This is a genomic window from Paraburkholderia sabiae, assembly GCF_030412785.1.
GTDB classification, from domain to species: Bacteria; Pseudomonadota; Gammaproteobacteria; order Burkholderiales; family Burkholderiaceae; genus Paraburkholderia; species Paraburkholderia sabiae.
Genome location: NZ_CP125295.1, coordinates 1,227,558 through 1,253,438 on the forward strand (window position 1 = coordinate 1,227,558; position 25,881 = coordinate 1,253,438).

23 protein-coding genes are annotated in these 25,881 nt (G+C 63.5%); 15 read left to right on the top strand and 8 right to left on the bottom strand.

What is annotated here, in order from left to right; genetic code table 11:
* Positions 1-25: 25 nt before the first annotated feature.
* The 3 genes from QEN71_RS05555 to QEN71_RS05565 are packed head-to-tail and all read right to left on the bottom strand — an operon-like array spanning position 26 to position 3,026.
* The gene (locus QEN71_RS05555) at positions 26-850 is read right to left on the bottom strand and encodes an ABC transporter permease (RefSeq protein WP_201650063.1); all 825 of its coding nucleotides are present in this window, start codon (positions 848-850) and stop codon (positions 26-28) included.
* Positions 847-1,893 (bottom strand): ABC transporter substrate-binding protein, encoded by a 1,047-nt coding sequence (locus QEN71_RS05560; RefSeq protein WP_201650064.1) that lies wholly within the window; start codon positions 1,891-1,893, stop codon positions 847-849. Before QEN71_RS05560 ends, QEN71_RS05555 begins: the two co-directional genes overlap by 4 nt.
* A 59-nt stretch (positions 1,894-1,952) precedes the next feature.
* The gene (locus QEN71_RS05565) at positions 1,953-3,026 is read right to left on the bottom strand and encodes a LacI family DNA-binding transcriptional regulator (RefSeq protein WP_201650065.1); all 1,074 of its coding nucleotides are present in this window, start codon (positions 3,024-3,026) and stop codon (positions 1,953-1,955) included.
* 1,105 nt (positions 3,027-4,131) lie between these two features.
* Between QEN71_RS05565 and QEN71_RS05570 the strand changes: the two genes are divergently transcribed.
* The 7 genes from QEN71_RS05570 to QEN71_RS05600 all read left to right on the top strand — a co-directional run bounded on the left by QEN71_RS05570 (position 4,132) and on the right by QEN71_RS05600 (position 9,083).
* Positions 4,132-4,752: a glutathione S-transferase family protein gene (locus QEN71_RS05570; RefSeq protein ID WP_201650066.1), complete on the top strand. Its 621-nt coding sequence runs from the start codon at positions 4,132-4,134 to the stop codon at positions 4,750-4,752.
* A gap of 263 nt (positions 4,753-5,015) precedes the next feature.
* Positions 5,016-5,207, top strand: a complete 192-nt coding sequence (locus tag QEN71_RS05575) for a hypothetical protein (protein WP_201650067.1) — start codon at positions 5,016-5,018, stop codon at positions 5,205-5,207.
* 127 nt (positions 5,208-5,334) lie between these two features.
* On the top strand, positions 5,335-6,738 hold the full coding sequence (locus tag QEN71_RS05580; RefSeq protein WP_201650068.1) for an FAD-containing oxidoreductase: 1,404 nt from the start codon (positions 5,335-5,337) through the stop codon (positions 6,736-6,738).
* Positions 6,739-6,747: 9 nt separating this feature from the next.
* Positions 6,748-7,089, top strand: a complete 342-nt coding sequence (locus tag QEN71_RS05585) for a cupin domain-containing protein (RefSeq protein ID WP_201650069.1) — start codon at positions 6,748-6,750, stop codon at positions 7,087-7,089.
* Between the two features lie 130 nt (positions 7,090-7,219).
* Positions 7,220-7,795 (top strand): TMEM175 family protein, encoded by a 576-nt coding sequence (locus QEN71_RS05590; protein WP_201650070.1) that lies wholly within the window; start codon positions 7,220-7,222, stop codon positions 7,793-7,795.
* A 3-nt stretch (positions 7,796-7,798) separates the two neighbouring features.
* On the top strand, positions 7,799-8,587 hold the full coding sequence (locus QEN71_RS05595) for a hypothetical protein (RefSeq protein WP_201650071.1): 789 nt from the start codon (positions 7,799-7,801) through the stop codon (positions 8,585-8,587).
* A 19-nt stretch (positions 8,588-8,606) separates the two neighbouring features.
* A complete protein-coding gene (locus QEN71_RS05600) occupies positions 8,607-9,083 on the top strand; it encodes a metallophosphoesterase family protein (protein WP_201650072.1) in 477 nt (158 codons plus the stop codon).
* A gap of 54 nt (positions 9,084-9,137) precedes the next feature.
* Here the strand turns inward: QEN71_RS05600 and proP are convergent, their stop codons facing one another.
* On the bottom strand, positions 9,138-10,607 hold the full coding sequence (gene proP / locus QEN71_RS05605; RefSeq protein WP_201650073.1) for a glycine betaine/L-proline transporter ProP: 1,470 nt from the start codon (positions 10,605-10,607) through the stop codon (positions 9,138-9,140).
* 272 nt (positions 10,608-10,879) lie between these two features.
* Here proP and QEN71_RS05610 point away from each other — a divergent pair, with 272 nt between their 5' ends.
* Positions 10,880-11,116 (top strand): hypothetical protein, encoded by a 237-nt coding sequence (locus QEN71_RS05610; protein ID WP_201650074.1) that lies wholly within the window; start codon positions 10,880-10,882, stop codon positions 11,114-11,116.
* Between the two features lie 237 nt (positions 11,117-11,353).
* Here the strand turns inward: QEN71_RS05610 and QEN71_RS05615 are convergent, their stop codons facing one another.
* Both QEN71_RS05615 and argA read right to left on the bottom strand, forming a co-directional pair.
* Positions 11,354-11,629 carry an oxidative damage protection protein gene (locus tag QEN71_RS05615; RefSeq protein WP_012400884.1) on the bottom strand — a complete coding sequence of 92 codons (276 nt, stop codon included), beginning with the start codon at positions 11,627-11,629 and terminating at the stop codon, positions 11,354-11,356.
* Between the two features lie 55 nt (positions 11,630-11,684).
* A complete protein-coding gene (gene argA, locus QEN71_RS05620; RefSeq protein WP_201650075.1) occupies positions 11,685-13,064 on the bottom strand; it encodes an amino-acid N-acetyltransferase in 1,380 nt (459 codons plus the stop codon).
* Between the two features lie 23 nt (positions 13,065-13,087).
* On the opposite strand from argA, the gene hrpA reads away from it, so the two are divergent.
* Positions 13,088-17,395, top strand: a complete 4,308-nt coding sequence (gene hrpA, locus QEN71_RS05625) for an ATP-dependent RNA helicase HrpA (RefSeq protein WP_201650076.1) — start codon at positions 13,088-13,090, stop codon at positions 17,393-17,395.
* A gap of 79 nt (positions 17,396-17,474) precedes the next feature.
* Here the strand turns inward: hrpA and QEN71_RS05630 are convergent, their stop codons facing one another.
* Positions 17,475-18,779 carry a YadA family autotransporter adhesin gene (locus QEN71_RS05630; RefSeq protein ID WP_233471781.1) on the bottom strand — a complete coding sequence of 435 codons (1,305 nt, stop codon included), beginning with the start codon at positions 18,777-18,779 and terminating at the stop codon, positions 17,475-17,477.
* A 555-nt stretch (positions 18,780-19,334) separates the two neighbouring features.
* On the opposite strand from QEN71_RS05630, the gene QEN71_RS05635 reads away from it, so the two are divergent.
* The 4 genes from QEN71_RS05635 to QEN71_RS05650 all read left to right on the top strand — a co-directional run bounded on the left by QEN71_RS05635 (position 19,335) and on the right by QEN71_RS05650 (position 23,278).
* A complete protein-coding gene (locus QEN71_RS05635; RefSeq protein WP_201650078.1) occupies positions 19,335-20,348 on the top strand; it encodes a YVTN family beta-propeller repeat protein in 1,014 nt (337 codons plus the stop codon).
* A 53-nt stretch (positions 20,349-20,401) separates the two neighbouring features.
* Entirely contained in the window at positions 20,402-21,397 is a 996-nt protein-coding gene (locus QEN71_RS05640; protein WP_201650079.1) for a sterol desaturase family protein, read from the top strand.
* A 153-nt stretch (positions 21,398-21,550) separates the two neighbouring features.
* Positions 21,551-22,429 (top strand): EI24 domain-containing protein, encoded by an 879-nt coding sequence (locus QEN71_RS05645; RefSeq protein ID WP_201650080.1) that lies wholly within the window; start codon positions 21,551-21,553, stop codon positions 22,427-22,429.
* 12 nt (positions 22,430-22,441) lie between these two features.
* On the top strand, positions 22,442-23,278 hold the full coding sequence (locus QEN71_RS05650; protein ID WP_201650081.1) for a competence/damage-inducible protein A: 837 nt from the start codon (positions 22,442-22,444) through the stop codon (positions 23,276-23,278).
* Positions 23,279-23,434: 156 nt separating this feature from the next.
* Here QEN71_RS05650 and QEN71_RS05655 read toward each other — a convergent pair whose 3' ends face one another.
* Complete coding sequence (locus QEN71_RS05655; protein WP_201650082.1) at positions 23,435-23,899, bottom strand: rhodanese-like domain-containing protein; 465 nt, start codon at positions 23,897-23,899, stop codon at positions 23,435-23,437.
* A 116-nt stretch (positions 23,900-24,015) separates the two neighbouring features.
* Here QEN71_RS05655 and QEN71_RS05660 point away from each other — a divergent pair, with 116 nt between their 5' ends.
* Positions 24,016-24,363 (top strand): hypothetical protein, encoded by a 348-nt coding sequence (locus QEN71_RS05660; protein ID WP_201650083.1) that lies wholly within the window; start codon positions 24,016-24,018, stop codon positions 24,361-24,363.
* Complete coding sequence (gene glnA, locus QEN71_RS05665; RefSeq protein ID WP_028365844.1) at positions 24,356-25,771, top strand: type I glutamate--ammonia ligase; 1,416 nt, start codon at positions 24,356-24,358, stop codon at positions 25,769-25,771. Before QEN71_RS05660 ends, glnA begins: the two co-directional genes overlap by 8 nt.
* Positions 25,772-25,881 lie beyond the last annotated feature (110 nt).

A 25,881-nucleotide genomic window follows, 5' to 3' on the forward strand; every position in this document is an offset into this window, starting at 1 on the left:
GCGGTTATGTTCAATCGCCATGGAGTTAGGCCGTCGCGGCCACAGCGGAGCCGCTGACGCTGCGCGCCACATACAGCACGATCCACGTCACGATGCCGAGCACGATCGACAATCCCGCCGCCGTCACCATGTTCGCGTTGAGCGTGAACTCGGTGTAGATGGTCATCGGCAGCACGTCGATGTCGGTGGCGAGCGTGAAGGCCGTGCCGAATGCGCCCATCGCGGTCGCGAAACACACGGCGACCGCCGCGATCAACCCCGGCGACAGCGCGGGCAGCACGATGTCGCACATGATCCGCCACGGCGACGCGCCGAGCGAACGCGCGGCTTCTTCGAGCGACGCATCGAGCTTGGTCGCCGACGCCATCACGGTGACGATCACGCGCGGAATCGAAAAGTACAGATAGCCGAGAAAGAGGCCCGTCATCGAATACGCGAACACCCACTTGTCGCCCGTGAGCTTCAGCGACAGCGCGCCGATCAAACCCTGACGTCCCGCCAGCATGATCACCATGAAGCCGACGACGACGCCGGGGAACGCGAGCGGAAACGTCAGCAGCGCGAGCAGCGTGCGCTTGCCGGGAAACTCTTGACGCGCGAGATGCAGCCCCGAGATCACGGACAGCGCGAGCGTCGCCGCCGTCACGGCCGCCGACAGCACGACCGTGGCGAACAGGCTCTTCATATAGCGCGCGTTCGCGAGCATCGCGCCATAGGTCTGCAGCAGATGACCGTCGGCGCTCACCTGCACGAGCGCCGTCATCGGCAGCAGCCAGAACGCGATGAACACGGCCAGCGCCGGCGCGATCAACGCGATGCGCCAGCGCAGCGGGAACGTAATGTCGTTCAATGCATCACCTGCAGATACTGCTCGCCGAATGCCTGCTGCTTTTCCGCCATCTTGCCGAAGTCGACGGCCTTGGCGCGCGCGTAGTCGCTGGCGGGCAGGAACTTCGACGCGGCGTCGGCGCTCATCGCATTCGAACGCACGGGACGCAGATACGCGTTCGCCCACAGCTTCTGGCCTTCGTCCGACAGCACGAAATCGAGCACCTTCTTGCCGTTCGCATCGTGCGGCGCGCCCTTCACGAGACTCATCACGTACGGCACTTCGATCGTGCCTTCCTTCGGAATCACGAATTCGACGTTCGCGTGATCCTTGTACTTCGCGCGATACGCGTCGAAGTCGTAGTCGAGCAGGATGGGAATCTCACCCGACAGCACGCGCGCGTAGGCCGTCTGCTTCGGCACGATCGGCTGGTTGGCCTTCAGCTTCGCGAACCAGTCGAGACCCGGCTTGAAGTTGTCGAAGCTGCCGCCCAGCGCCTGGTTCACGGCGACGGCGCCCGCATAGCCGACGAACGCGCTCGACGGATCGAGGTAGCCGATCATGCCTTTGTATTCGGGCTTGAGCAGGTCGGCCCACGAGCGCGGCACGGGCTTCCCTTCGAGCGCGTCCTTGTTGACGAAGAAGCCGAGCGTGCCCGAATGGATCGCGAACCAGTAGCCTTGCGGGTCTTTCAGGTTCGACGGGATGTCGTTCCAGTGCGCGGGCTTGTACGGCGCGATCACGCCCTTGTCCTTCGCCTGGAACGCCGACGACACGCCGAGATACACGACGTCCGCCACCGGGCTCTTCTGCTCGGCCATCAGCTGCGCGATCGACTGGCCGGAGTTCTTGTTGTCGAACGGCACGTGGACGCCCGTCTTCTGCTGGATGGCCTTGATCTGGCTGGCCCAGTCGGCCCATTCGGGCGGGCAGTTGTAGCAGATCGCGGTTTCTTCGGCGTGCGCGACTTGCGCGGCGCCGAACGTCAGCGCGAACGACGATGCAACCAGCGCCGCGCGCGCGACGCGCAACGCTGCGATACCGATGGAGGAACGGCGGGTCACGACAGGTCTCCCGAAGGTTGGAAAGGGTTGTTGGAGGCTTGGAAACGTGTGTGGCGATGTCACGCGGTCGTGCGGACGATGCGGTTCGGTGTGACGCCCGATGCGTCGGAGATTGCGGCGATCGTCGCGCCTTCGCGCAGCGTGTGCGGCAAGGTCAGCGACAGCGACGGCGCGTGCAGCGCGTCGTCGAAACCCGAAGGCCGCGTGCCGTCGACGCGTTCGATCAGCCGCCGCCATGCCGCACAGCCGATTTCGCGATTCGGCGCGCAGACGCTGGCGAGCGGCGGCGACAGCAGTTCGCCCATCGCGAGGCCGTCGAAGCCGAGAATCGACATGTCGCCTGGCATCTCGAAGCGCGCGCGCCGCAGGCCGCGCATCACGACCATCGCGAGCAGATCGTTCGAGCAGAAGAGGGCGGTCGGGCGATTCGCGCCCGTCGTCAGATGATTGAGCACGGACGGCGCAAGCTCGTCCGCGTTGAAGTCGATTTCGAGCGCGGGCGCGGGCGTGAGACCGGCCTGCTGCATCGCCTGCGTGTAGCCGAGATGGCGCAGCCGCGCGCGGTCCGACGCGGCGAGCGTGCCCGCGAGCATCAGGATCCGGCGATGGCCGTGCGCGATCAGCATGCGCACGCCGTCGTAGGCGGCCTGGCGATTGTCGACGGATACGGACGGGCGGCGCACCGTGTCGTTGTGCATCAGCACGTACAGCATGCCGTCGCGGTCGAGGTCGTCGAGCAATGGGTGCGTGTCGGCATCGGCGACCGTCAGGATCAGGCCTTCGACGCGCTGTTCGCGCAGCGTTTCGATCGCGCGGCGCTCGCGGTCGGCGTCGTATTGCGTCGTCATCAGCATCAGACGATAGCCTTGCGCGGACGCCAGTTCGTCGATGCCTTGCAGACATTCGGCGAATACAGGATTGGCGAGCGTCGGCAGCACGACGCCGATCAGGCGCGAGCGCTCGCCGCGCAGCTGGCGGCCGAGCGGGCTCGGACGGAAGTTGAGGGCGTCTATCGACTGACGCACTTTTTCGAGGGTCACCGGGTTGACCGTGTGCGGGGCGTTGATCGCGCGCGACACGGTCGCGATCGAAAATCCCGCGTGAGCGGCGACATCCTTGATCGTGGGCGTCATCGTTGGGTTCCCGTTAGCCTGCGCCGCGCGCTGCTCGGTAGCGTTGGCGCGCGGTGTTGTAAACGTTTTCGTCGGGCGGATTATCGGGAACGTTTGTGACGGGTCGATGAATGCGCGGTGGGTCACGCAGTAGGGCGCGGAACGGCGAAACTGGGGTTCGCGCCGGTTTGGTCAGGCCGCGGCGCGATGGTAGAATCGCGTCCGCCCTGCCGGGGTGATGAAATTGGTAAACATAGCGGACTTAAAGCATTGAGTGCCCAGCCGGAAACGGCCGGTGCAGAACCCTTCAAATTCGGTGAAACCCCTGAACGCGCGTGATTTGCGATTCGCAATTCGCGTCTTGCGGCCGAGGCAACGCCGAGCCAAGCCCGTTTTCCTTTCCTGCCGATGCAGGGCGGAAGGCGCGGAAGGTGTAGAGACTAGACGGGGGGCGCCTAAGGCGATGTGCGCAATACGCGCATCGCGATGGCGAAGGCATAGTCCAGCGCACGAACGTTTGCTGCCTTGTGTTTGTGATGTGGCAGACGGCGTCGAAAGACGTAGTGTGACGAAAATCCGCCGCTTAACAGCTTGCCGGTTCGAGTCCGGTCCCCGGCACCAGGCGCTTCCTCAGGTTTCGAAGCAGCAGCGCGATGACAACAACGCCACCGCTGCCGACGCCCCTCTGGCCTGAATCTATATCCCACCAGCGCCACCACGGCCTCCCGCACGATTTCCTCGCACGGCGCCGCACGCGCGCTTTCTGCCACAAAACCTTAATTGCCGACGATCCGCGGGCATGGCATAGTGCGCGACGCCTGCCGGGGCCCGTCTTGCGCGATGGCCTTAAGGCCTTGATAAGACGGAATTCCTAGAATCAGACCGGTACAAAAATTGGCAACAGGGGACGGCGACATGCACAAATGTCACTACAGGTTTCTGTGGCGCACGCGGGAAAACGAAGTCCGCTGGGTTTGCCGCCTATGCGGCGCGTTGTTGGTACGCGGAAAGCTCTACGAGCCGCTTTGAGGCATGGCCGGGCATCGAGGTCCGGCAAATCCATCGCCAACGCATGGCCATTCGTCTACAGTATCCCGACTGATCACATTCGACGGGAGAAAGCGGAATGCAGCTGATCGGCATGATGGATTCACCCTACGTCCGGCGCGTCGCCATTTCGCTCAACGTGCTCGGCCTGCCGTTCGAACATCAGAGCGTGTCGGTATTCCGGCATTTCGACGCGTTCGCGAAGATCAACCCCGTGGTCAAGGCGCCGACCTTCTTTACAGACGACGGCACGATGCTGATCGATTCGTCGCTGATCCTCGACTATCTGGAGCATCTGAGCCCGCCGGAAAAGCGTCTGATGCCCGCCGACACCGGCGAGCGCATGAAGGCGCTCAGCCTGATCGGCTTCGCGCTCGCCGCCTGCGAAAAGACGATGCAAAACGTCTACGAAGTGAATCTGCGGCCGGTCGAGCGCCAGCATCAGCCGTGGATCGATCGCGTCCAGTCGCAATTGTTCGCCGCGTACGATCATCTGGAGAAAGCCATCGCGGGCCGCGAAGGAAACGGCTGGCTGTTCGGCGAGCGCCTGCTGCAGCCGGACATCACGCTGGCCGTCGTGTGGCGCTTCCAGCACTACATGCTGCCCGATCTCGTCGATCCGGCGCGTTACCCCGCGCTCGCCGCGTTTTCGAAGCGCGCCGAGGCACTGCCCGAATTCGTCGCTGCACCGCTCGAATGATCGTTCGCTTTCGACGGGAACGACCACGCAGCGCCTGAGCGCAGCGTGAAAAAGCGAGCTGAAAAAAGCCCGCGCCAACCCGCCGGAAAGCCCCGAAACCCCGCGCCGCAAGGCGTTCCCGGATTGTTCTGCTCCATCGACAACTATCTTCGCGTTTAGCTCATTTATCCCTAACACTTCGCTCCCTACAATCCCTCCATCGAAACTTGTACTGGATGGGCGCCGCGGCCGATACGCGACGCCGATGCGATTGGAGGCGGGCCATGAGAGCGATCATCGAAAGACAGCTTTATCACCCGGCAGTGGTGCTGCCGATGGTGTCGCTCATCCAGATCATGGTGCAGGTGGACTTCAATCTGAGTCAGGCGGGATTCGTCGTCGCGACCAACGGTGCGCGCGCGGCGCTGCAGCGTTCACGCGAACTGCTGTGCTCGCTGCATCACTGCGACGCGTAATCCGCGCGACATGAACGGTCGGACGGCCTTCGACTAATCGACGACTCACCACCGGGACGCATCACTTCGAGAAACACCGTGCTGGCGTAAGATGACCGACTCGCACACGCGCTTCGGGAGATCTGCCATGCCACAGCATTTCGACGCCATCGTGATCGGCACGGGACAGGGCGGCTCGCCGCTCGCCGTGCGTCTCGCGGAGAAGGGCCGCAAGACGGCTGTCATCGAGCGAGACAAGTTCGGCGGAACCTGCGTAAACGTCGGCTGTACGCCGACGAAAGCGTATGTGGCGAGCGCGCGTACGGCACACGTCGCACGTCGTGCGGCCGATTACGGCGTGAAGCTGGCAGGCGACGTGAGCGTCGATCTCGCGCAAGTGAAGGCGCGTAAGGACAGGATCATCGGACAGTCGCGCACCGGCGTCGAAAAGTGGCTGCGCGGTACGGACAATCTCACCGTCTTCAACGGCCACGCGCGCTTCACGGGCGCGCATAGGCTGAACATCACCGATCCCGAAAGCGGCAATCTGCTGGCCGAACTGCAGGCCGACGACATCTTCATCAACACGGGCACGCGCGCCGTCGTTCCGAAGCTCGAAGGCATCGAGCGCATCCGCTATCACACGAACTCGTCGCTGCTCGAACTGACGGAATTGCCTGCGCATCTCGTGATCGTCGGCGGCAGCTATATCGCGCTCGAATTCGCGCAGGTGTTTCGCCGTTTCGGCAGCAAGGTGACGGTGATCGTGCGCGGCGAGCGCGTGCTTGCGCGCGAGGACGAAGACTTCGCGCTCAACGTGCAGAAAGTGCTCGCGCGCGAAGGCATCGCGTTCCGCTTCGGCGGCGAGCCGTCGCGCGTCGAGCCGTTGCAGGAAAGCGGCGACGGCGTGCGCGTGTTCTTCGGCAACGATGCCGCGCCGCTCGAAGCGTCGCATCTGCTGTTCGCGACGGGCCGCCGTCCGAACACCGACGACCTCGGCCTCGACGCCGCGGGCATCCACGTCGATAAACACGGCACGATTCCCGTCGACGGCCAGTTGCGCACCAACGTGCCCGGCGTGTGGGCGATCGGCGACGCCAACGGACGCGGCGCCTTCACGCACACTTCTTACGACGATTTTCAGATCGTATCGACGAATCTGTTCGACGGCGGCAAGCGCAGCGTCGACGACCGGATCATGGCGTATGCCGTGTTCGTCGATCCGCCGCTCGCGCGCGTCGGTCTGTCGGAGCACGACGTGCGCGAGAGCGGCCGCGACGCACTGATCGCCACGATGCCGATGACGCGCGTCGGACGCGCGCGCGAGAAGGGCGAAACGGACGGCTTCATGAAAGTGCTCGTCGATCCGCAGTCGAAGCAGATACTCGGCGCGACGATCTACGGCGTCGACGGCGACGAAGCGATTCACACGTTCATCGACATCATGACGACACGCGCGCCGTACACGACGCTGCAATACGCGATGCATATCCATCCGACGATCAGCGAACTGATACCGACGCTGCTCGACGGCCTCGCGCCCATGAAGTGAGGTGACGACATGCAGCTGCAAACGGGCAATCTGTTCAGCGGCGAAGCGAAGCGCGAAGGCGAAGAACGGGTCGATATGCTCGTTGCGGGACAGCGCCTGAACGTCGAGCGGATCGTGTCGATGGGGCACACGAGCCCGCCCGGCTTCTGGTACGACGACTCGCGCGCCGAGTGGGTCGTGCTGCTGTCGGGTGCCGCCGTGCTCGAGTTCGAAGACGACGCGCTGCTGCACGACATGCGTCCCGGCGACTATGTGCTGATCGAGCCGCATTGCCGGCATCGCGTCGCGTGGACGCATGAAACGGAGCAGACGGTGTGGCTCGCGATCTATCACGAGCCTTCTGTGTCGTGATGGACTCGATGACGCGTGTACCTGTCGTCGACAGTCTCGCTGGTGATCGCGGATAATCGGCGGCGGCGCACGGCCTTGCCTGCGCCGACGATCGAACAATAACCGCAACGGAAAACAGGAAAACGGGCAGATGGGTAAAGGACGAGTCGAAGCCTTCAGCGATGGCGTGATCGCGATCATCATCACGATCATGGTCCTCGAACTCAAAGTGCCGGAGGGCTTCGACCTCGACGCGCTACGCCCGATGATCCCGATCTGTCTCGCCTACGTGCTGAGCTTTCTGTACGTCGGCATCTACTGGAACAATCATCATCACATGTTCCATGCCGTGCAGAAGGTCACGGGCGGCGTGTTGTGGGCGAATCTGCATCTGCTCTTCTGGCTGTCGCTGATGCCCGCCACGACGCACTGGATCGGCGAGAGCCATCTGGCCGCATGGCCGACCGCGCTGTATGGGCTCGATCTCGTCATGTGCGCCGTCGCGTACTTCATTCTCGCGCATGTGCTGATCCGTCATCACGGACCCGATTCGACGATCGCGCGTGCGCTCGGCCGAGACGTGAAGGGCAAGCTGTCCGTCGTGGTCTATCTGGCGGGCGTAGTGTTCGCGTTCATCGCGCCGTGGGTGTCGGCTGTGCTCTATACGTTGTGCGCGTTCATGTGGCTCGTGCCCGACCGCCGCATCGAATTGCTCGTCAAGGAATAAGCGATGCTCGCGCTCAAGCTCGCGCTGGTGCCTGGCTTTCTCGCCGCGCTCACGATGGCGGGGCGCGTGTGGGGCCCGTCCGTGGCGGGTTGGCTGGCGGGATTGCCCGTCGTCGCGGGGCCGATCGTGCTGCTGCTCGCGCTGGAGCGCGGGACGGACTTTGCAGCGCAGGCGTCGGCGGCTTCGATTGCGGCCATTGCAGCGTCAGAGGCGTTCAACTTCGCGTACGCATGGACATGCCGCGTCAGCCGTTGGCCGGCGGCGCTGCTGGCGGGTCTGTTCGCGTGGGTTCTGGTCGCCGTGCTGCTGACGCATCTGCCCTCGGGGCTGGCGTGGTCGCTGGCGGCGGCGTGCGTGGCGGTTGGTGTGTCGCAGGCCGGATTGCCGCGCGTCGAAGGCGTGGTGCCCGCCGCGCGCATCAGTGTCGCGGATCTCGCGTTGCGCATGCTGGCTGGCGCCGTGCTGACGCTCGCGGTGACGACATTGTCGGCATCGATGGGCGCGGCGTGGAGCGGCGTCTTGTCGGTGTTTCCGCTGCTTGGCATCGTGCTCGCGGTGTCGGCACAACGCGCGCACGGCGCGCCGTTCGTCGCGCTGCTGATGCGCGGCATGGTGATAGGGCGTGCATCGTTCGCGGCGTTTTTCTCGGTTGTCGCGTTGATGCTGCCGACATTCGGCGTGCTGCCCGCGTTTGCGTGCGGCGCGGTCGTCTCGGTGATCGTGCAGGGCGCGACGAAGCGGCTGCTCGCGATGTCGCGCAAACCTCGCGCGCCGCTCGCAGCGCTCGATTGACGTTCATTCGGATCGCATCATGGTCAAGCGGCGCTCATCCCGTATCGGTCTGATTTCGGACACGCACAATCTCGTGCGGCCCGAGGCGCTCGCGTGGCTCGCAGGATGCGACGCGATCATCCATGCTGGCGACATCTGCAATCAGGCGACGCTGGATGCGCTCGCACCGATCGCGCCGCTGACGGTCGTGCGCGGCAACAACGACACGGGCGATTGGGCCGTATCGATCCCGCTGCATACGACGCTCGACGTGCAGCAGGTCAAGATCTTCGTCGTCCACGATATTGCCGACGTGCCGGACAATCTGCGCGACGAAGGTGTGCGCGTGGTGGTGACCGGGCATTCGCACAAGCCGCTGATCGTCGAGCGCGATGGCGTGCTGTTCGTCAATCCCGGCAGCGCGGGGCCGCGCCGTTTCAAGCTGCCGATTTCGGCAGGCATGCTGACGATCGAAGGCCCGAACGTCGAAGCCACATTGCACACGTTGACGGCATAAAAAACGGGTCAGCCGAAGCTGACCCGTTTTCATTTCGATGTGCGACCCGAATCGTTATGCGCGCGCCGTTACGGCAGATGTATACGCTTCCTCGAGTTCCGCGGCTTCGCGTTCGCCGCGCAGCACGGCGTGCGCTTCCGCACGCGTCGCGACGCACGGACCCGAGCCGAGCAGCGGCTTGCGAGCCGTCTCGCGCAGTGCGAGCACCGACACGATACCGATGATCGACGCGCCCATCAGGTAGTACGCGGGCATCATCAGGTTGCCGGTGCGGTCGACCAGCCATGCCGTCACCAGCGGCGTCGTACCGCCGAACAGCGACACCGACACGTTGAAGCCGATCGCCAGCGCGCCATAACGGATCTTCGTCGGGAAGAGGGCGGGCAGCGACGACGGCATCACGCCCGTGAACGTCGACAGCAGCGCGCCGAGAATCAGCAGTCCGCCGAATACCGGCAACACTGCGCCCGTGCGGATCAGCAGCAGCGCCGGAATCGACAGCGCGAACAGACCGACACAACCGAGCAGCATGACGGGCTTGCGGCCAATCTTGTCCGACAGATGGCCTGCGTACAGCGTCATTGGCATCATCAGCACCATCACGGCCAGCACGAGGAATAGACCGTGCGATTCGTTGAAGTGCAGCGTGGCGGACAGATAGCTCGGCAGATACGACAGCGCCATGTAGTCGGTGACGTTGAAGATCAGCACGAGGCCGACGCACTGAAGCAGCGGCTTCCATTGTTGCGCGAGCAGTTCCATGAAGCTCTGCTTCGGGCGCGACTTCTCATCCGCTTCACGCGCTTCGGCTTCCTTCTTGAACGCGGGCGTTTCTTCGAGCTTCATCCGGATGTACAGGCCGACCAGACCCAGCGGACCCGCGATGAAGAACGGCACACGCCAGCCCCACGACAGCAGCGCTTCCTGCGACAGCGACGCCGTCAGCACGGCAACCGTCCCGGCGCCGAGGATATAGCCGACCAGCGTGCCGAATTCGAGGAAGCTGCCTGCGAAACCGCGTCGGCGGTCCGTCGCGAACTCAGCGATGAAAGTCGCCGCGCCACCGTATTCACCGCCCGTCGAAAAGCCCTGCACGAGACGCGCAATGAGCAGCAATGCCGGAGCGAGAATCCCGATCGAGCCGTAGCTCGGAATCAGACCGATCGCGAACGTGCCGAGAGCCATCATGATCATCGTCATCGCGAGCACGCGTTGCCGGCCGATGCGGTCGCCGAGCGGACCGAACACCATGCCGCCGATCGGGCGCACGAGGAACGCCGCCGCGAACGTGCCGAACGTCGCAATCAGCTGCGCCGAAGGGCTGCTCGACGGGAAGAACACTTTGCCGAGGGTGACGGCGATATAGCTATACACGCCGAAGTCGAACCATTCCATCGCGTTGCCGAGCGCCATCGCGCCGACTGCACGTTTGAGAAGGGAGTTGTCGACGACCGTGATGTCGTCGAGTGTCAGGCTGTTGTCGTTGTTCTTATGTCGCCAGAAGCCGTTGCTGGAAGCGGTCAAGGTTAATGCTCCTATGACTGCGGCCGAACGCGTGCGCGCTCCGCCACGGATTGCTGGAAGTGCAGTTTCGCGAGCGGTCAAAAGCGTGGGAAAGCCAAACTGCCCGGCACGGACCGCGCAAAGGCGCACTGCGCAACGTTCAGGACATTCGCGCAGAAAAAGTAACGCCCGTGCATCGCGAAGGTCGTCGCGAAAATGCACTCATCGGTTGCTGCTAAACGTTGGTATCCGCGTGGCCTTGCAGGGGGGCAGATACCGGAGGACGCTCGCGCATGCATTGCCATGCAATGTGCTCACGCCGCTTGAAAAGGCTTGAAACGAAAAAGGCCGGCGAGGCGTCGCTCTGGATCGCACCGATCAACGGGCGCGACTTGCAACAAAACAACCGACAAGCCTTCTTGTATAAAAACAATCCAATCCTGTCCGGGCCAAAAGCGACAAAAAACGCCATGCCGGGAAGAGAACTGAACGCGAATGAAGGGTTAATGCTGTTAGAACGAAGAACATGATAGCACGATAACAGAGGATCGTGCAAACCGCCCGTCCGACGGGGCTCGGGCGGAAGCGCGCAATCCGTTGCCTGGCGGGGGATTGCGGGAATTTGGCGGACGCTGAAAAAGCTGCTTTCGATTAACGGTTTCGTTCAAATTCGGGCGCGGGCATCGCGGAGGCGCGCCTGAGAATGGACGAAAAAAATCCGCGCACACGGCGCGGATTTTTCGTCAGGCGAGCCCGAAAGCGAGCGCTCAGCCCTGCGCGGGCGGCACGTAGCCCGAAGCCTGGTCGGCGCCTTCGCCGAAGAAGAACTTCTCCGTCTGTTTCATCAGATACTGGCGCGCGCGCGGATCGGCCATGTTCAGGCGGTTTTCGTTGATCAGCATGGTCTGCTGCTTGAGCCACTGCTGCCATGCTTCCTTCGAGATGCTCTCGTAGATCCGTTTGCCGAGTTCGCCCGGCAGCGGCGGGAAATCGAGACCTTCGGCTTCCTTGCCGAGCTTCGTGCATTGAACCATGCGAGTCATGCTGTGCTTCTCCTGTAATCGATATGTAACGGCGTCGCGGCGTTATTGTGCGCGCTCAGAGCTGTTTCATCAGCACGAGCGACTTGCGCTGCCAGTTATAGAGGCGGCGGCGGTCTTCGGGCAGGTCGTCGACGGTGACCTTCACGAAGCCGCGCTTGAGGAACCAGTGTTCGGTGCGCGTCGTCAGCACGAAGATGCGCGTGAGTCCGCGCGCCCGCGCGCGCTGCTCGATGCGCTTGAGCAGCCGCTCGCCGTCGCCCGTGCCCTGGGCTTCGGGCGCGACCGTCAGGCACGCCATTTCGCCGATGCGTTCCTGAGTGTACGGATACAGCGCCGCGCAGCCGAACAGCACGCCATCGTGCTCGATCACCGAGAAGTGGTCGATATCGCGTTCGATCTGGTGACGCCCGCGCCGCACCAGCGTGCCGTCGGATTCGAGCGGCTCGATCAGCGACAGAATGCCGCCGACGTCGTCCGGCGTCGCTTCGCGCAGGCTTTCGAGGTTCTCGTACGAGATCATCGTGCCCACGCCGTCGTGCAAGAACAGTTCCAGCAGCAGGCTGCCGTCGAGCGCGTATGGAATGATGTGCGCCCGCGCCACGCCGCCGCGGCACGCGCGAATGGAGTGCTTCAGATAGAAACCGGCGTCGCCCGTGACGGCGCCGCTTTCGTGCAGACGGTAGGCGTCGTCGAGCGACAGTTCGCGGATCAGCGCGCCTTCCTCGTCGAGCAGGCCATCTGTTTCGGTGAGAAAAACGATCTTGTCGGCGCGCAGCGCGATCGCGGCCGCCGATGCGACGTCTTCCATCGCCAGATTGAATGCTTCCCCCGTCGGCGAGAAGCCGAGCGGCGACAGCAGCACGATCTTGCCGCTCGCGAGCGAGTGACGGATCGACTCGGCATCGATCTTGCGCACGACACCCGTGTGCTGGAAATCGACCCCGTCGAGAATGCCGACAGGCCGCGCCGTCACGAAGTTGCCCGACACGACGCTGATGTGCGCGTGTGCCATCGGCGTGTTCGGCAAGCCCTGGCTGATCGCGGCCTCGATGTCGAGACGCACTTCGCCCGCTGCCTCTTTCGCGGATTCGAGCGCGCGCGCATTCGTGATGCGCATGCCGTGCGAAAACTCCGACTCGACGCCGTGCAGGCTCATCTGCTCTTCCACTTGCGGACGCGAGCCATGCACGAGCACGATCTGGATACCCATCGCCTGCAACAGCGCGATATCGGACACCAGCGCGTTGAGCAGACCCTGATGCACGACTTCGCCGCCGAAGCCTACGACGAACGTCTTGTTTCGGAACGCGTGGATGTACGGCGCGACCGATCGCATCCAGTCGACGAATTGCGCGTGCTGCAACAGGGTTTCCGCGTCGCCGGACGGTGCCGGAGAAGGGGCGGGCGAGGGGACGAGGTCGGTTTGGGAATTCATGCCCCGGATTATAATGCGCCCCCATGTCGAATGTACCCAAAAGCTCCGCTGGAGCCGATACGAAAAACGCTCCATCCGATGCCGCGAAAGACGCTGCGAAGCCCGCGCCGCGCGAGCATCGGCATGCGACGCGCGATACGCGCGGTGACGCGCCGCGTCGTGACGTTTCCGTGAATGTTGCGAATGCGCCGCGTTCGGGCCCTTCTGCGCCCGACGAGACGAAAAAACACAAGGACGCTGGCGCACGCGAGCAGCAGAATCGCGCGGAGAATGCGCGCCCGAACCAGCAGGGCAAGCGCGGTCCGAACCAGGCAGGCGGCGACAGGCAGCGCCAGCAGCCGCGCGAGCCGCAGAAGTCACAGATGTCGCATAAGCCGGCGCGCGTCGTCGAACCGAATCCGGTTCCGCCCATCACGTTCCCCGAAGCGCTGCCTGTCTCGGGCCGCCGCGAGGAAATCGCGCGCGCGATTGCGGGGCATCAGGTCGTGATCGTCAGCGGCGAGACGGGTTCGGGCAAGACGACGCAGTTGCCGAAAATCTGTCTCGCGCTCGGACGCGGGATCGGCGCGGGCGGCAGCGGCCTGATTGGTCACACGCAACCGCGTCGGATCGCGGCATCGGCGACGGGCCGGCGCATCGCCGAGGAACTCGGCACGCCGTTCGGCGAAGTGGTCGGCTACAAGGTGCGCTTCACCGACAATCTCGCGCCCGGCGCGTCCGTCAAGCTGATGACGGACGGCATTCTGCTCGCGGAAACGCAGACGGATCCGCTGCTGAAAGCCTACGACACGCTGATCATCGACGAAGCGCACGAGCGCAGCCTGAACATCGATTTTCTGCTCGGCTATCTGAAAGAGATTCTGCCGAAGCGCCCCGATCTGAAGCTGATCGTGACCTCGGCGACGATCGACGCCGATCGGTTCGCGCGCCATTTCGGCAGCGACGAGAAGCCGGCGCCCGTGATCGAGGTGAGCGGGCGGCTGTATCCCGTCGAGGTGCGGTATCGGCCCGTAGCCGAGGATTCGCCCGCCGTGAAGGCGGCTGAAGGTTCGTCGACTCGCGAACGCGGTGACCGCCCGAAATCGCAACGAGAAACCGACCGCGACCTGATGGATGCGATCGTCGAAGCCGCCGACGAACTGTGCCGTGAAGGCCCCGGCGACGTGCTCGTGTTTCTGCCCGGCGAGCGCGAGATTCGCGACGCCGCGGAAGCGCTGCGCAAGCATCATCCGCCGCACACGGAAATCCTGCCGTTGTTCGCGCGGCTGTCGGCGGCCGAGCAGGAGCGCGTGTTCCGTCCGTCGAACGCGCGGCGCATCGTGCTCGCGACCAACGTCGCGGAAACGTCGCTGACGGTGCCGGGCATCCGTTACGTGATCGACACGGGCCTCGCACGCGTGAAGCGCTACTCGTATCGCAACAAGGTCGAGCAGCTGCAGGTCGAGTCGATTTCGCAGGCGGCCGCGAACCAGCGCGCCGGGCGTTGCGGCCGTGTCGCCGACGGCATCTGCATCCGGCTGTACGAGGAGGCCGATTTCCAGTCGCGCGTGCGCTTCACGGACCCGGAGATTCTGCGTTCGTCGCTTGCGGCCGTTATTTTGCGGATGAAGTCGCTGCATCTGACGGCGATCGAAACCTTCCCGTTCATCGAGCCGCCGCCCGGACGCGCAATCGCCGACGGTTATCAACTGCTGAACGAACTCGGCGCCGTCGACGACGACAACGCGCTGACGCCGCTCGGCCGCGAACTCGCGCGTTTGCCGCTCGATCCGCGCGTCGGCCGGATGATTCTCGCCGCGCGCGATCAGTTGGCGCTGCGCGAAGTGCTGATCATCGCGAGCGCGCTCTCCGTGCAAGATCCGCGCGACCGTCCGATCGACGCGCAGGAACAGGCCGATCAGGCGCACCGCAAATTCGCCGACGAGCGCTCCGAGTTTCTGCAATGGCTGAAAATCTGGGCGTGGTTCGAAGAGGCCGTTGCGCACAAGAAGTCGAACAAGCAGCTGACGGATGCCTGCAAGCAGAATTTTCTGTCGCATCTGCGTCTGCGCGAATGGCGCGACGTGCATTCGCAACTGCTCACGGTCGTGCGCGAGCACGGCTGGCGTCTGAACGACAGTGAAGCGACGTTCGAGCAGATCCATCTCGCGCTGCTCACAGGTTTGCTCGGCAACATCGGGCTGAAAGCCGACGACGAGCCGTACTATCTCGGCGCGCGCAGCATCAAGTTTTATCTGTGGCCGGGTTCGGCGCTCGTGAAGAAGGCGGGCAAGTGGGTGATGGCGGCCGAGCTCGTCGAGACGAGCCGGCTGTACGCGCGCTGTATCGCGAAGATCGAGCCGGAATGGGTCGAGCGCGTCGGTGCGCATCTGTTGAAGAAATCGCTCTCCGAGCCGCACTGGGAAAAGCGCGCGGCGCAAGTGACCGCGTTCGAACGCGCGATGCTTTACGGCTTGCCCGTCTATCACCGGCGGCGCGTCAGTTTCGGCAAGCAGGATCCGGCGCGCGCGCGGGAGCTGTTCATTCGCGGTGCACTCGTCGAAGGCGAGTTCGACACGAAGCTCGCGTTCTTCGCGCATAACCGCAAGCTGCTCGCCGATATCGAGCAACTCGAACACAAGTCGCGTCGTCAGGACGTGCTGGTCGACGACGAACTGATCTACGCGTTCTACGATCAGGCGATTCCGAATGGGATCCATACGGGCGCCGCGTTCGAGCGCTGGTATCGCGACGAAGTGAAGAAGAGCGGGCAGCAGGAGGACAAGCTGCGCCTGCTGTATCTGTCGCGCGACGATCTGATGCGCCACGAGGCGGCCGGCGTCACGACGGATCTGTTCCCGAAGCGCATGACGATGGCGGGCGTCGATATGACGCTGACCTATCACTTCGAGCCGGGCTCGCCGCGCGATGGCGTGACGCTCGCTGTGCCGCTGTATGCGCTGAACCAGGTCGATGCGCGGCGTGTCGAGTGGCTCGTGCCGGGCATGCTGAAGGAAAAGACGCAGTTGCTGCTCAAGTCGCTGCCGCAGAAGCTGCGCCGCCATGTCGTGCCCTTGCCGGAATACGCGGCGGCATTCGTCGAGCGGCACAGCGGCCCGAAGTTCGGCGCGGGCGGTCTGCTCGACACCGTGATCGCCGACGTGCGCGAACAGACGCAGGTCGCGACAAAGCAATCCGACTACAAGCTCGAAACGCTTGCGCCGCATCTGTTCATGAACTTCAAGGTCATCGACGAGCATGGACGTCAGCTCGCGATGGGCCGCAACCTCGCGCAATTGCGTGCGGAACTGGGCGGCCAGGCGCAGCAGCAGTTCCAGAAGATCGCGTCGAGCGCGGCAGGTGCCGCGTTGGCGAATGCGGGCGGCGATGCGTCCGCGCGCGGTACAGCCACCGGCGCGGCGGCGACTGCTGGTCGCGGCGCTTCCGCTGCGCCTCGCACGCCGACGGCCGCCGAAGCCGCCGCCGCTCCTGCAACCGCCCTCTACGAAAACCTGACGACGTGGAACTTCGGCAAGCTGCCCGAGTTGCTCGAAATCCGGCGGGGCGGGCAAACGTTGTTCGGCTATCCGGCGCTCGTCGATCGCGGCACGCATTGCGACGTCGAGGTGTTCGATTCGCCCGACGAGGCGGCGCGCATTCATCGCGCGGGCCTGCGGCGGCTGTTCGCGCTGCAACTGCGCGAGCCGATCAAATACCTCGAAAAGAACCTGCCGGGCCTGCGCGAAATGGCGATGCAGTTCATGCCGCGCGGCACGCAGGAAGAACTGCGCGATCAGCTGATCGATATGGCGCTCGACCGTGCGTGCCTGCAAGACCCGCTGCCCGCCGACGACACCAGCTTCCACGCGCGCAAGGACGAAGGCCGCAGCCGGCTGACGTTACTGGCGCAAGAGATTGCCCGACTCGTCGGGCAGATTCTTGGCGAGTATTCGGCCGTCGTCAAAAAGCTCGCGCAGGCCAAGCCGTTTGCGGCTGCGTACGCCGACATGCAAAGCCAGCTTGACGCACTGATCGGCAAACGCTTCGTCGTCGATACGCCGTACGCCCAGCTGTCGCATTTCCCGCGCTACCTGAAGGGCATGGCGCTGCGCATCGACAAGCTGAAAGCGGACCCGGCGCGCGACGCCCGTCAGTTCGCCGAATTGCAGCCGCTCGCCCAGCACTACCAGCGAGCGCTCGCGCAGCGCGGCGGCGTGCCGGATGTGCGGCTCGCCGAGTTCCGCTGGCTGCTCGAGGAACTGCGTGTGTCGCTGTTCGCGCAGGAACTGCGCACGCCGATGCCCGTCTCCGTCAAACGGCTCTACAAGGTCTGGGAGTCGATGCAGCGTTGATCGATCCTGGCGCGCGCTCACGCGTGCGCCGGATCCTGCACACGCCGCACGCAACCGACGCCCATTGATCGCAGAGGCATCAAAAGTGCATGCCCGCTCCGATTGACGCACCAAGCTCGCCACGCGTGCTCGCCGTGCCTTGCAGCTTGTAGGCCCATTTGCCCGAGTCGGACAGTTGCGACACGCCGAGCGCCATCGCCGACTGGCCGCCATAAGTGCCGGCCGCGAGCGCGACCATGCCGTGGCCCGGCAGCACCGCTTGCGGCAAGCCGGCCATGGCGATTGCCGCCGCCGCGCCACCGTAGCTGTCCTTGCGCGCCGAACGGACCTGATCGTCGGTATAGGCTTTCGCCTTGCCCGTGCTCTGATTCAGCTGGTCCACGTTGACGGCATCCGTGCCCTGAACGCCTGCCGCGACGTTCGTGATCTGCCGTTCCTGTCCCACTGCACCGACGGAAACGGTATTCGCCCGGTCAGCGACCGAACCCTGGCCGAGCGCTACCGCGTTGTCCGCGCTAGCGTTGGTGTTGGCGCCGAGCGCGACGGCGCCCGTTCCGCTCGCCACAGCTTTCGCGCCGGCTGCAACGGAATGCGTGCCCGCTGCCAGCGCAGAGTCAGTTGCGGGCGAGCCTTCGGCGCTGAACATCGGGTTCGATGTGTTGACGGTGATGTTGCCGACGGCGTCGCCGAGCATCGCCGACACCTGGCAGAGGTTCACCGCGTCGTGCGGGTCGATGCCATCGGCGACGTTGTGAATCTGCGTGCCTCCGTGTTCGGCGTCGCCCTGGAGCGTCACGTTGTTGTAATCGATTGAGTTGGCCGCATGGCTGTCGGCACGGCGGTCATATGCGACCGTGCCGTCGATCCGGCTCGCCACGGCCTTCAGTTGCCCCACGTTGACGGCGTCCTGATCGTCGCGCCCGGGCGCGACGCCGCTGATCGTGCGATTACCGATGTTGACTTCGCCGGACGAAGTTTGCGGCGCGCTGAGTCCGAACGCCGTATAGCCGGTTTGCGCGCCGAACAGCGTGATGGAGCCGGAGCCGAGCGCGATGCTGTTGGCGAAAAGTGCCGTCGAGTTCGCGCCGATCGCGAGCGACTGGGACTCGTTGGCCCGTGCAGAGTCGCCTAACGCTGTCGACGCGTCCCCCATCGCCACAGCATGCGAGCCGAGCGCGGTCGAGTTGTTGCCGGCCGCCCATGAGCTTTCGCCGACGGTGACGGCATCCATGCCGCCTGAAATCGCGTCCTCACCGACTGCCACGCCAGTCGAGTAGAACGAAATCGTGCGGTTGCCGATAAGAACGGCGGCGTTCGCGCCCGTCGTCGCCAGCAGCATGCCTGCCAGCGTCATACGCAATACGGCCCGTGCTCGCCCGCTCACGACACTGCGCCGACGCATAACTGGATTCTGGATTATTCGATTCTGATTTTTCATGCCTCAAAAACTCCGGGTGAAACGATGAAGCAAATAGCCGGAAACATCTCGCGCAATCGACATCCGCAAGTGGCAAAACCCGCTCGTACTGGTATGGAAAGGATGTCCGATCGCGCGCTTCCGGCTTGCTGGGAAGCCTCGAAACGGGAATTGCACGCAATGATTTTTGAGGACGACACCGATGTGTCGATATGAGGTAATTCTTAATTAATAACGATCAGAAAATTCGCTCTGATATTGCAGAATTTTCGTTTTGAATAATTAGGAAATATTCTCGATTTATTATTCGAGGCTGGTGAATGGCAGCTGATTTCGAACGCGGCAGTCGGAAAAACTCGAATGAAAAAACGGTGACGCCAGGAAGGGTAGTGCAACCGGTCGGAACCGATCCGGAGCATGCTGCGGCGGCGCGCCGCAAGCCCACGCATTTCCTCGACGGAGGTCAACCGTTGAGCAGCGCAAACGTTCTACAATGGCGGTTACCCCCTGATGTGAGTCTTCATGCGCAAATTTTCCCTTCCCGGCTTGACCAGCACGTTTGCAGCAGGCGCGGCGCTCGTCGCGGCAGCAAGCTTTTTCTCTCCCGCCGTCCACGCCAATAACGTGATCGTGCTCAATTCCGGCGAAGCGACGCTGAGCCTGATCGACGAGGCCACGCACCAGGTGATCGATACTGTGCCGACGGGCAAGGAGCCGCATCACCTGATGCCCACGCCGGACAATTCCTCGCTGATCGTCGCAAATTCGGTGTCGAACAATCTGATGTTCGTCGATCCGAAGACGGGCAAGCCGCAGCGCTGGGTCGAGGGCATCGAGGACCCGTATCAGATCGGGTTCTCGCCGGACCGCAAGTGGCTCGTCACGACGGGTCTGCGCCTCGACCGCCTCGACATCTATCACTACGACGGCCACAACATGACGCTCGCGAGCCGTCTGCCGCTCGCCGTGATGCCGAGTCACATGGCGTTCACGAACGACAACAAGACCGTGTTCGTCACGCTGCAGGTGTCGGGCGAACTGGCTGCCGTCGATCTCGCCACGCAGACGGTCAAGTGGAAGATGAAGGTCGGCAAGGTGCCGGCAGGCCTGTGGATGACGCCGGGCGACAAATACCTGCTGATCGGCATGACGGGCGCGGATTACGTCGCCGTCGTCGACTGGCGCAACCAGAAGATCGTGAAGACGATCATGACGGGCAAGGGCGCGCACAACTTCCGCTCGCTTGCGGACGGCAAGCATGTCGCCGTGTCGAACCGGGTGGCGAGCACGATCAGCATCATCGACGAAGACACGCTCACCAACGTCGGCGACATCACGGGCCTGATGCCAGGACCGGACGACATGGAACTTTCCGCCGACAAACGCTATCTGTGGGTAACGTTCCGCTTCGCGAAGCACGTCGGCGTGATCGACCTGACGACGCACAAGCTGATCCAGACGATCGCTGTCGGCCGTTCGCCGCACGGCATCTATTTCTTCAATCGCGCGCCCGTCACTGCGCCGAACGGGGCGTAACGCATCGTACACAGGCGGCGCGCCTCGCCGGCGCGCCGCGCATATAGAGCACCATGTTCCACCTCATCGCCTCCAGTCTCGATAGCTTTGTTTCGTCGATCCAGACGCTGCTGTATGTCGATATCGTGCAGCCGCTGCTGTTCCATTTCGATCTGATGGACTATGACGAAGACACCTACGACAGCCTCTACTGGGTGATCGTCGGCGTGCTGGAGGTGCTCGCGATGTACGCGCTGCTGCGTCCGCTCGAGGCGCTGCGGCCCGTTGAGCGGTGGAAGGACCGCAAGGCGGTGCGCGTCGACGTGCTGTACACGTGGATCGCGAAGCTCGGCATTCTCAACCTGTTTTTCTTCTTCGCGCTGCAGCCGTTCTTCGATTCGGTTCAGGGCTGGCTGCGTCTGCGCGGCATCGCGAACATCGAACTCGACAACCTGTGGCCGGGCGTGACGACGCAACCTGTCGTCACGTTCATCATGTATCTGCTCGTGATCGATTTCGCGGGTTACTGGTATCACCGTGGGCAGCACAGGATCGGCGTCTGGTGGGAACTGCACGCGGTGCATCACAGTCAGCAGCAGATGTCGCTGTGGGCCGACGACCGTAACCATCTGCTCGACGATCTGCTGCAGGCGTGTTTCTTCGCGGTGATCGCGCTGTTCATCGGCGTGCCGCCGTCGCAGTTCGTCGTGCTCGTCGCAATCACGAATCTCGCTCAGAGCGTGCAGCACGCGAATATCCGCATGTATTTCGGTTGGCTCGGCGAGCGTCTGCTCGTCAGCCCGACGTTCCATCGGCGCCATCACGCGATCGGTTACGGTCACGAAGGGCTCAAGTACGGCTGCAATTTCGGCGTGCTGTTTCCGTGGTGGGACATGCTGTTCGGCAGCGCGTCGTGGAGCCGCGAAATGGAGCCGACGGGCATCCGCGACCAGCTGAGCGGCCGTCACTACGGCGAGGGCTTCTGGGCGCAGCATTGGCTCGCGTTCGTGCGGATTGCGCAGCGTGTCGCCGGCAAGAAGCAGCGGAGCGCGGCTTCGCCGCATATCTGATTCCGGCTGCGCGATTTGCGGGCCGACGCGCGTCACGCGTCGCTCGCATTCCTCCTGAAGCGTCGTTGTCGCTTTCGACGCCGACGCCCGACGTGGTTTATCCTGTCCACGTTTCCTTCCTTTCCTGCTTATCCATCACGTCATCGACTACGCATGAATGACCTCTTGCGCTCGTTCGGGCGCGCGCTTTCTTCCGTGCTCCATCCGCGCATGCTTTGGCTGACGTTCATGCCGTTTGCGGCAGCCGCGATCGTCTGGGGCGTGGTGCTGTGGTTTTCCTGGCAGACCCTGATCGGCGCGACGCGCGGCTGGCTCGAAAGCTGGCCGCTCACGACGACGCTCTATGGCCTATTCGACTGGCTCGGTTTTTCGTCGCTGCATGCGGCCGTTGCGCCATTCATCGTGGTGGCCATGGCGATTCCGCTGATCGTCGTGACCGTGCTGTTGCTGATCGCGACGCTGTCGATGCCCTCCGTCATCAAGCATCTGTCGAAACGGCAATTCTCCGGGCTTGAAATGCGGCATGGCGGCACGTGGTACGGCAGCGTCGTGCATTCCGTCTGGACGACGCTCGTGTGTCTGCTCGTGCTCGTCATCACGCTGCCGCTCTGGCTGATTCCGCCGTTCTTCGCGCTGATTCCGCCGCTGCTGTGGGGCTGGCTGACCTATCGCGTGATGACTTACGACGCGCTGTCGCTGCACGCGACCAGCGAGGAGCGCCGCGCACTGGTGCGTCAGCATCGCTTGCCGCTGCTGCTGATCGGCGTGGCGAGCGGTTTGCTCGGTTCGCTGCCGACGCTGATCTGGGCGTCGTCCGTGTGGCTGATCGTGCTGTTCCCTGTGATGACCGCCGTGACCATCTGGATCTATGCTTTTATCCTCGTGTTCACGGCGCTGTGGTTCGGTTACTACTGCCTGCGCGCGCTGCAGCGGATGCGCGCCGACGAGCATGGCGGTAACGGCCATCACGGTCCGCACCACGGCCCCCACGGTCCTTACAGCGCGCGAGGCACGGCGCCTGTTTCCTACTGACAAGAGGCAGCAATGGCATTTGGCGTGATCATCATCGGCGATGAAATTCTGTCGGGCAGGCGTGTCGACAAGCATCTGCCGAAAGTCATCCAGCTTCTGAGCGCGCGCGGCCTGTCGCTCTCATGGGCCGAATACATCGGCGACGACCCGGAGCGCATCACGGCCACGTTGCGCCGTACGTTCGCGACGGGCGACATCGTGTTTTCGACAGGAGGTATCGGCGCCACGCCGGACGACCACACGCGTCAGTGCGCGGCCGCGGCGCTCGCGGTGCCGCTCGAATTGCATCCCGAGGCCAAGGTGCTGATCCAGGAGCGCATTCGCGAGACGCATCCCGCCAGTTCGCCGACGCCCGTCGATTTGAACTCGCCGGATAACCTGCATCGGCTGAACATGGGCACGTATCCGCGCGGCGCGTCGATCATTCCGAACGGCTACAACAAGATTCCTGGTTTCTCCGTCGGCGACCATCATTTCGTACCGGGCTTTCCGGTGATGGCCTGGCCGATGATCGAATGGGTGCTCGATACGAAATACGAGCATCTGCATCATTCGACGCCGCATGCGGAAAAGTCTCTGCTCGTCTTCGAGTTGCCTGAATCGACGCTGACGCCGTTGATGGAAAAGATCCAGCACGACTTTCCGGGCGTGCGCGTGTTCAGTCTGCCGAGCGTCGGCGATGCGGAGCGCGGCGGCATCTATGCGCGCCGTCACATCGATCTGGGTGTGAAGGGGGAACCGGAAGCCGTCGCGGCCGCCTTCGTGAAGCTGCGCGAAGGCGTGCATATGCTTGGCGGCGATATCGTCGAGCCGGAAACGATCGCGTCGCAGGCGCAGCCGCGCGGCTGAGCGCCAACGCCGGGGACGTCGGGACGCGCGACGCGTCCCATCATCCGCGTGTCACATCGCGCGCAGACGATTCAACACGAAGCGGCGCACGGACTGATCCGTGCGCCGCGTGTTCGAGACTGCTTTTTGCGTGGCGCTTGAGAGGCTTGAGATGTGTCAGGCGCCGATCCACGGCAACCCGCGGAAACACCAGCCCGACACCGTCTTCCGATGCCCCTGGCCGTCCTTGTCGCCCTCGAAGCCTTCGAGCAGATCCAGCGCTTTCGTGAAACCGGCCTGCGTCGCGGCGATGGCGGCCAGCTTCGAGCGCGCGGCGCTGCGGCACAACAGCAGCACGGGCGTGTCGGGTGTCGCGACCTGGCGCAGCTGATCGATGAATTCCGCGTTCGGCACGCCGCCGGGATAACGCGTCCATTCGACGTGTGCGTACTGACCGTCGCCGACGACGGGGCGCCCAACCCAGTCCAGTTCGGCGCGTGTGCGGACATCGACGAGACGGGCGCGCGGGTCGAGTTGCAGAAGCTCGAATGCCTCGGCAGGCGAGACGGCGCCCGCGTACGGGAGCTGGTTGTCGACGCGGCGCTTGTCGGCCTGGCTGTACAACTGTTCGAGCGTACTCATGACAGCAAATCTCCTTGGGGCCAAAAAAACATTCTAGCAAGCTGCCGGGCTGGCACATGCCCGGTCATGCAGGCGCACGCTCACGATTTCGGTAACCTGAGCGACGCTCTAATCTGGTGCAAAATCACGAGGATGCACCAAAATGGAATATTAAGCAGTCGCCGGTTTGTCGGATGCTCGACAATGGTGCAAGCGGCGGGCAGATGGCGCGGCGATTCACGCAAACGGTGTGCGTCCATTCCCCGCAAACGCGCGTGAATATTGGCGTTGCAGCGAAGTGGCGCACGCGGAATCAAAACATGGCATGGAAGCTGCTTTATTGGTCCCGATCAAACTGGCCCGATGCCAGCATCACTTTTCCTTTCAAGCTGGTATCGAGGGGTGGACGCATCGGGGCTGGTCAGCTAGATTGGGCGGCGGCTGAACCCGCCGAATTCGTTAATCAGGAGATAGGTTATGAGTAAATCCGTGGCCGACGTCATGCAGCTCGTCAAGGACGAGGACGTCAAGTTTGTCGACTTCCGTTTCACCGACACGCGCGGCAAGGAGCAACACGTTTCGGTGCCGGTGTCGGCATTCGACGAAGACAAGTTTGAAAGCGGCCATGCGTTTGACGGTTCTTCGATTGCAGGCTGGAAGGGCATCGAAGCGTCGGACATGCTGCTCGTGCCGGACTCGAACACCGCCTTCATCGACCCGTTCTACGAAGAATCGACCCTCGTGCTGACCTGCGACGTCGTCGAACCGGCTGACGGCAAGGGCTACGAGCGCGACCCGCGCTCGCTCGCGAAGCGCGCTGAAGCGTATCTGAAGAGCACGGGCCTGGGCGATACGGCCTTCTTCGGTCCGGAGCCGGAATTCTTCATTTTCGACTCGGTCCAGTGGAACACGGACCAGTCGGGCTGCTTCGTCAAGATCGGTTCGGAAGAAGCACCGTGGTCGTCGGGCAAGGAATTCGAAGGCGGCAACACGGGTCACCGTCCGGGCACGAAGGGCGGCTACTTCCCGGTCGCACCCGTCGACACGTTCCAGGACATCCGCTCGGAAATGTGTCTGCTGCTCGAACAGATCGGCATCCCGGTTGAAGTTCACCACCACGAAGTCGCAGGTCAAGGCCAGAACGAAATCGGCACGAAGTTCTCGACGCTGGTGCAGCGCGCCGACTGGACGCAGCAACTGAAGTACATCGTCCACAACGTCGCGCACACGTACGGCAAGACGGCGACGTTCATGCCGAAGCCGATCGTCGGCGACAACGGTTCGGGCATGCACGTTCACCAGTCGATCTGGAAGGACGGCCAGAACATGTTCGCGGGCAACGGCTACGCCGGCCTGTCGGAATTCGCGCTGTTCTACATCGGCGGCATCATCAAGCACGCTCGCGCGCTGAACGCGATCACGAACCCGGGTACGAACTCGTACAAGCGTCTCGTGCCGCACTTCGAAGCACCCGTGAAGCTGGCTTACTCGGCACGTAACCGTTCGGCATCGATCCGTATTCCGCACGTTCCGAATCCGAAGGGCCGCCGTATTGAAACGCGCTTCCCGGATCCGCTCGCGAACCCGTACCTGTGCTTCTCGGCACTGATGATGGCAGGTCTGGACGGCGTGCAGAACAAGATCCACCCGGGCGAGGCTGCTGACAAGAACCTGTACGACCTGCCGCCGGAAGAGGATGCAAAGATCCCGACCGTGTGTGCCGGCCTCGACCAGGCGCTCGAAGCACTCGACGCAGACCGCGAGTTCCTGACGCGCGGCGGCGTGTTCACCGACGGCATGATCGACGCATACCTGGAGCTGAAGGAAAGCGAACTCCAGCGCGTGCGTATGACCACGCACCCGGTCGAATTCGAACTGTACTACTCGCTGTAAGAGGCGCTGCGCTTCGCTCGCGATGAGCGGCGAAGCGTACGCCCCGACGCTGCGATCGGTCATGAAGGGACGGCGGCGCCGTCCCTTTTTCGTTGGATCGAAAGCCGTGA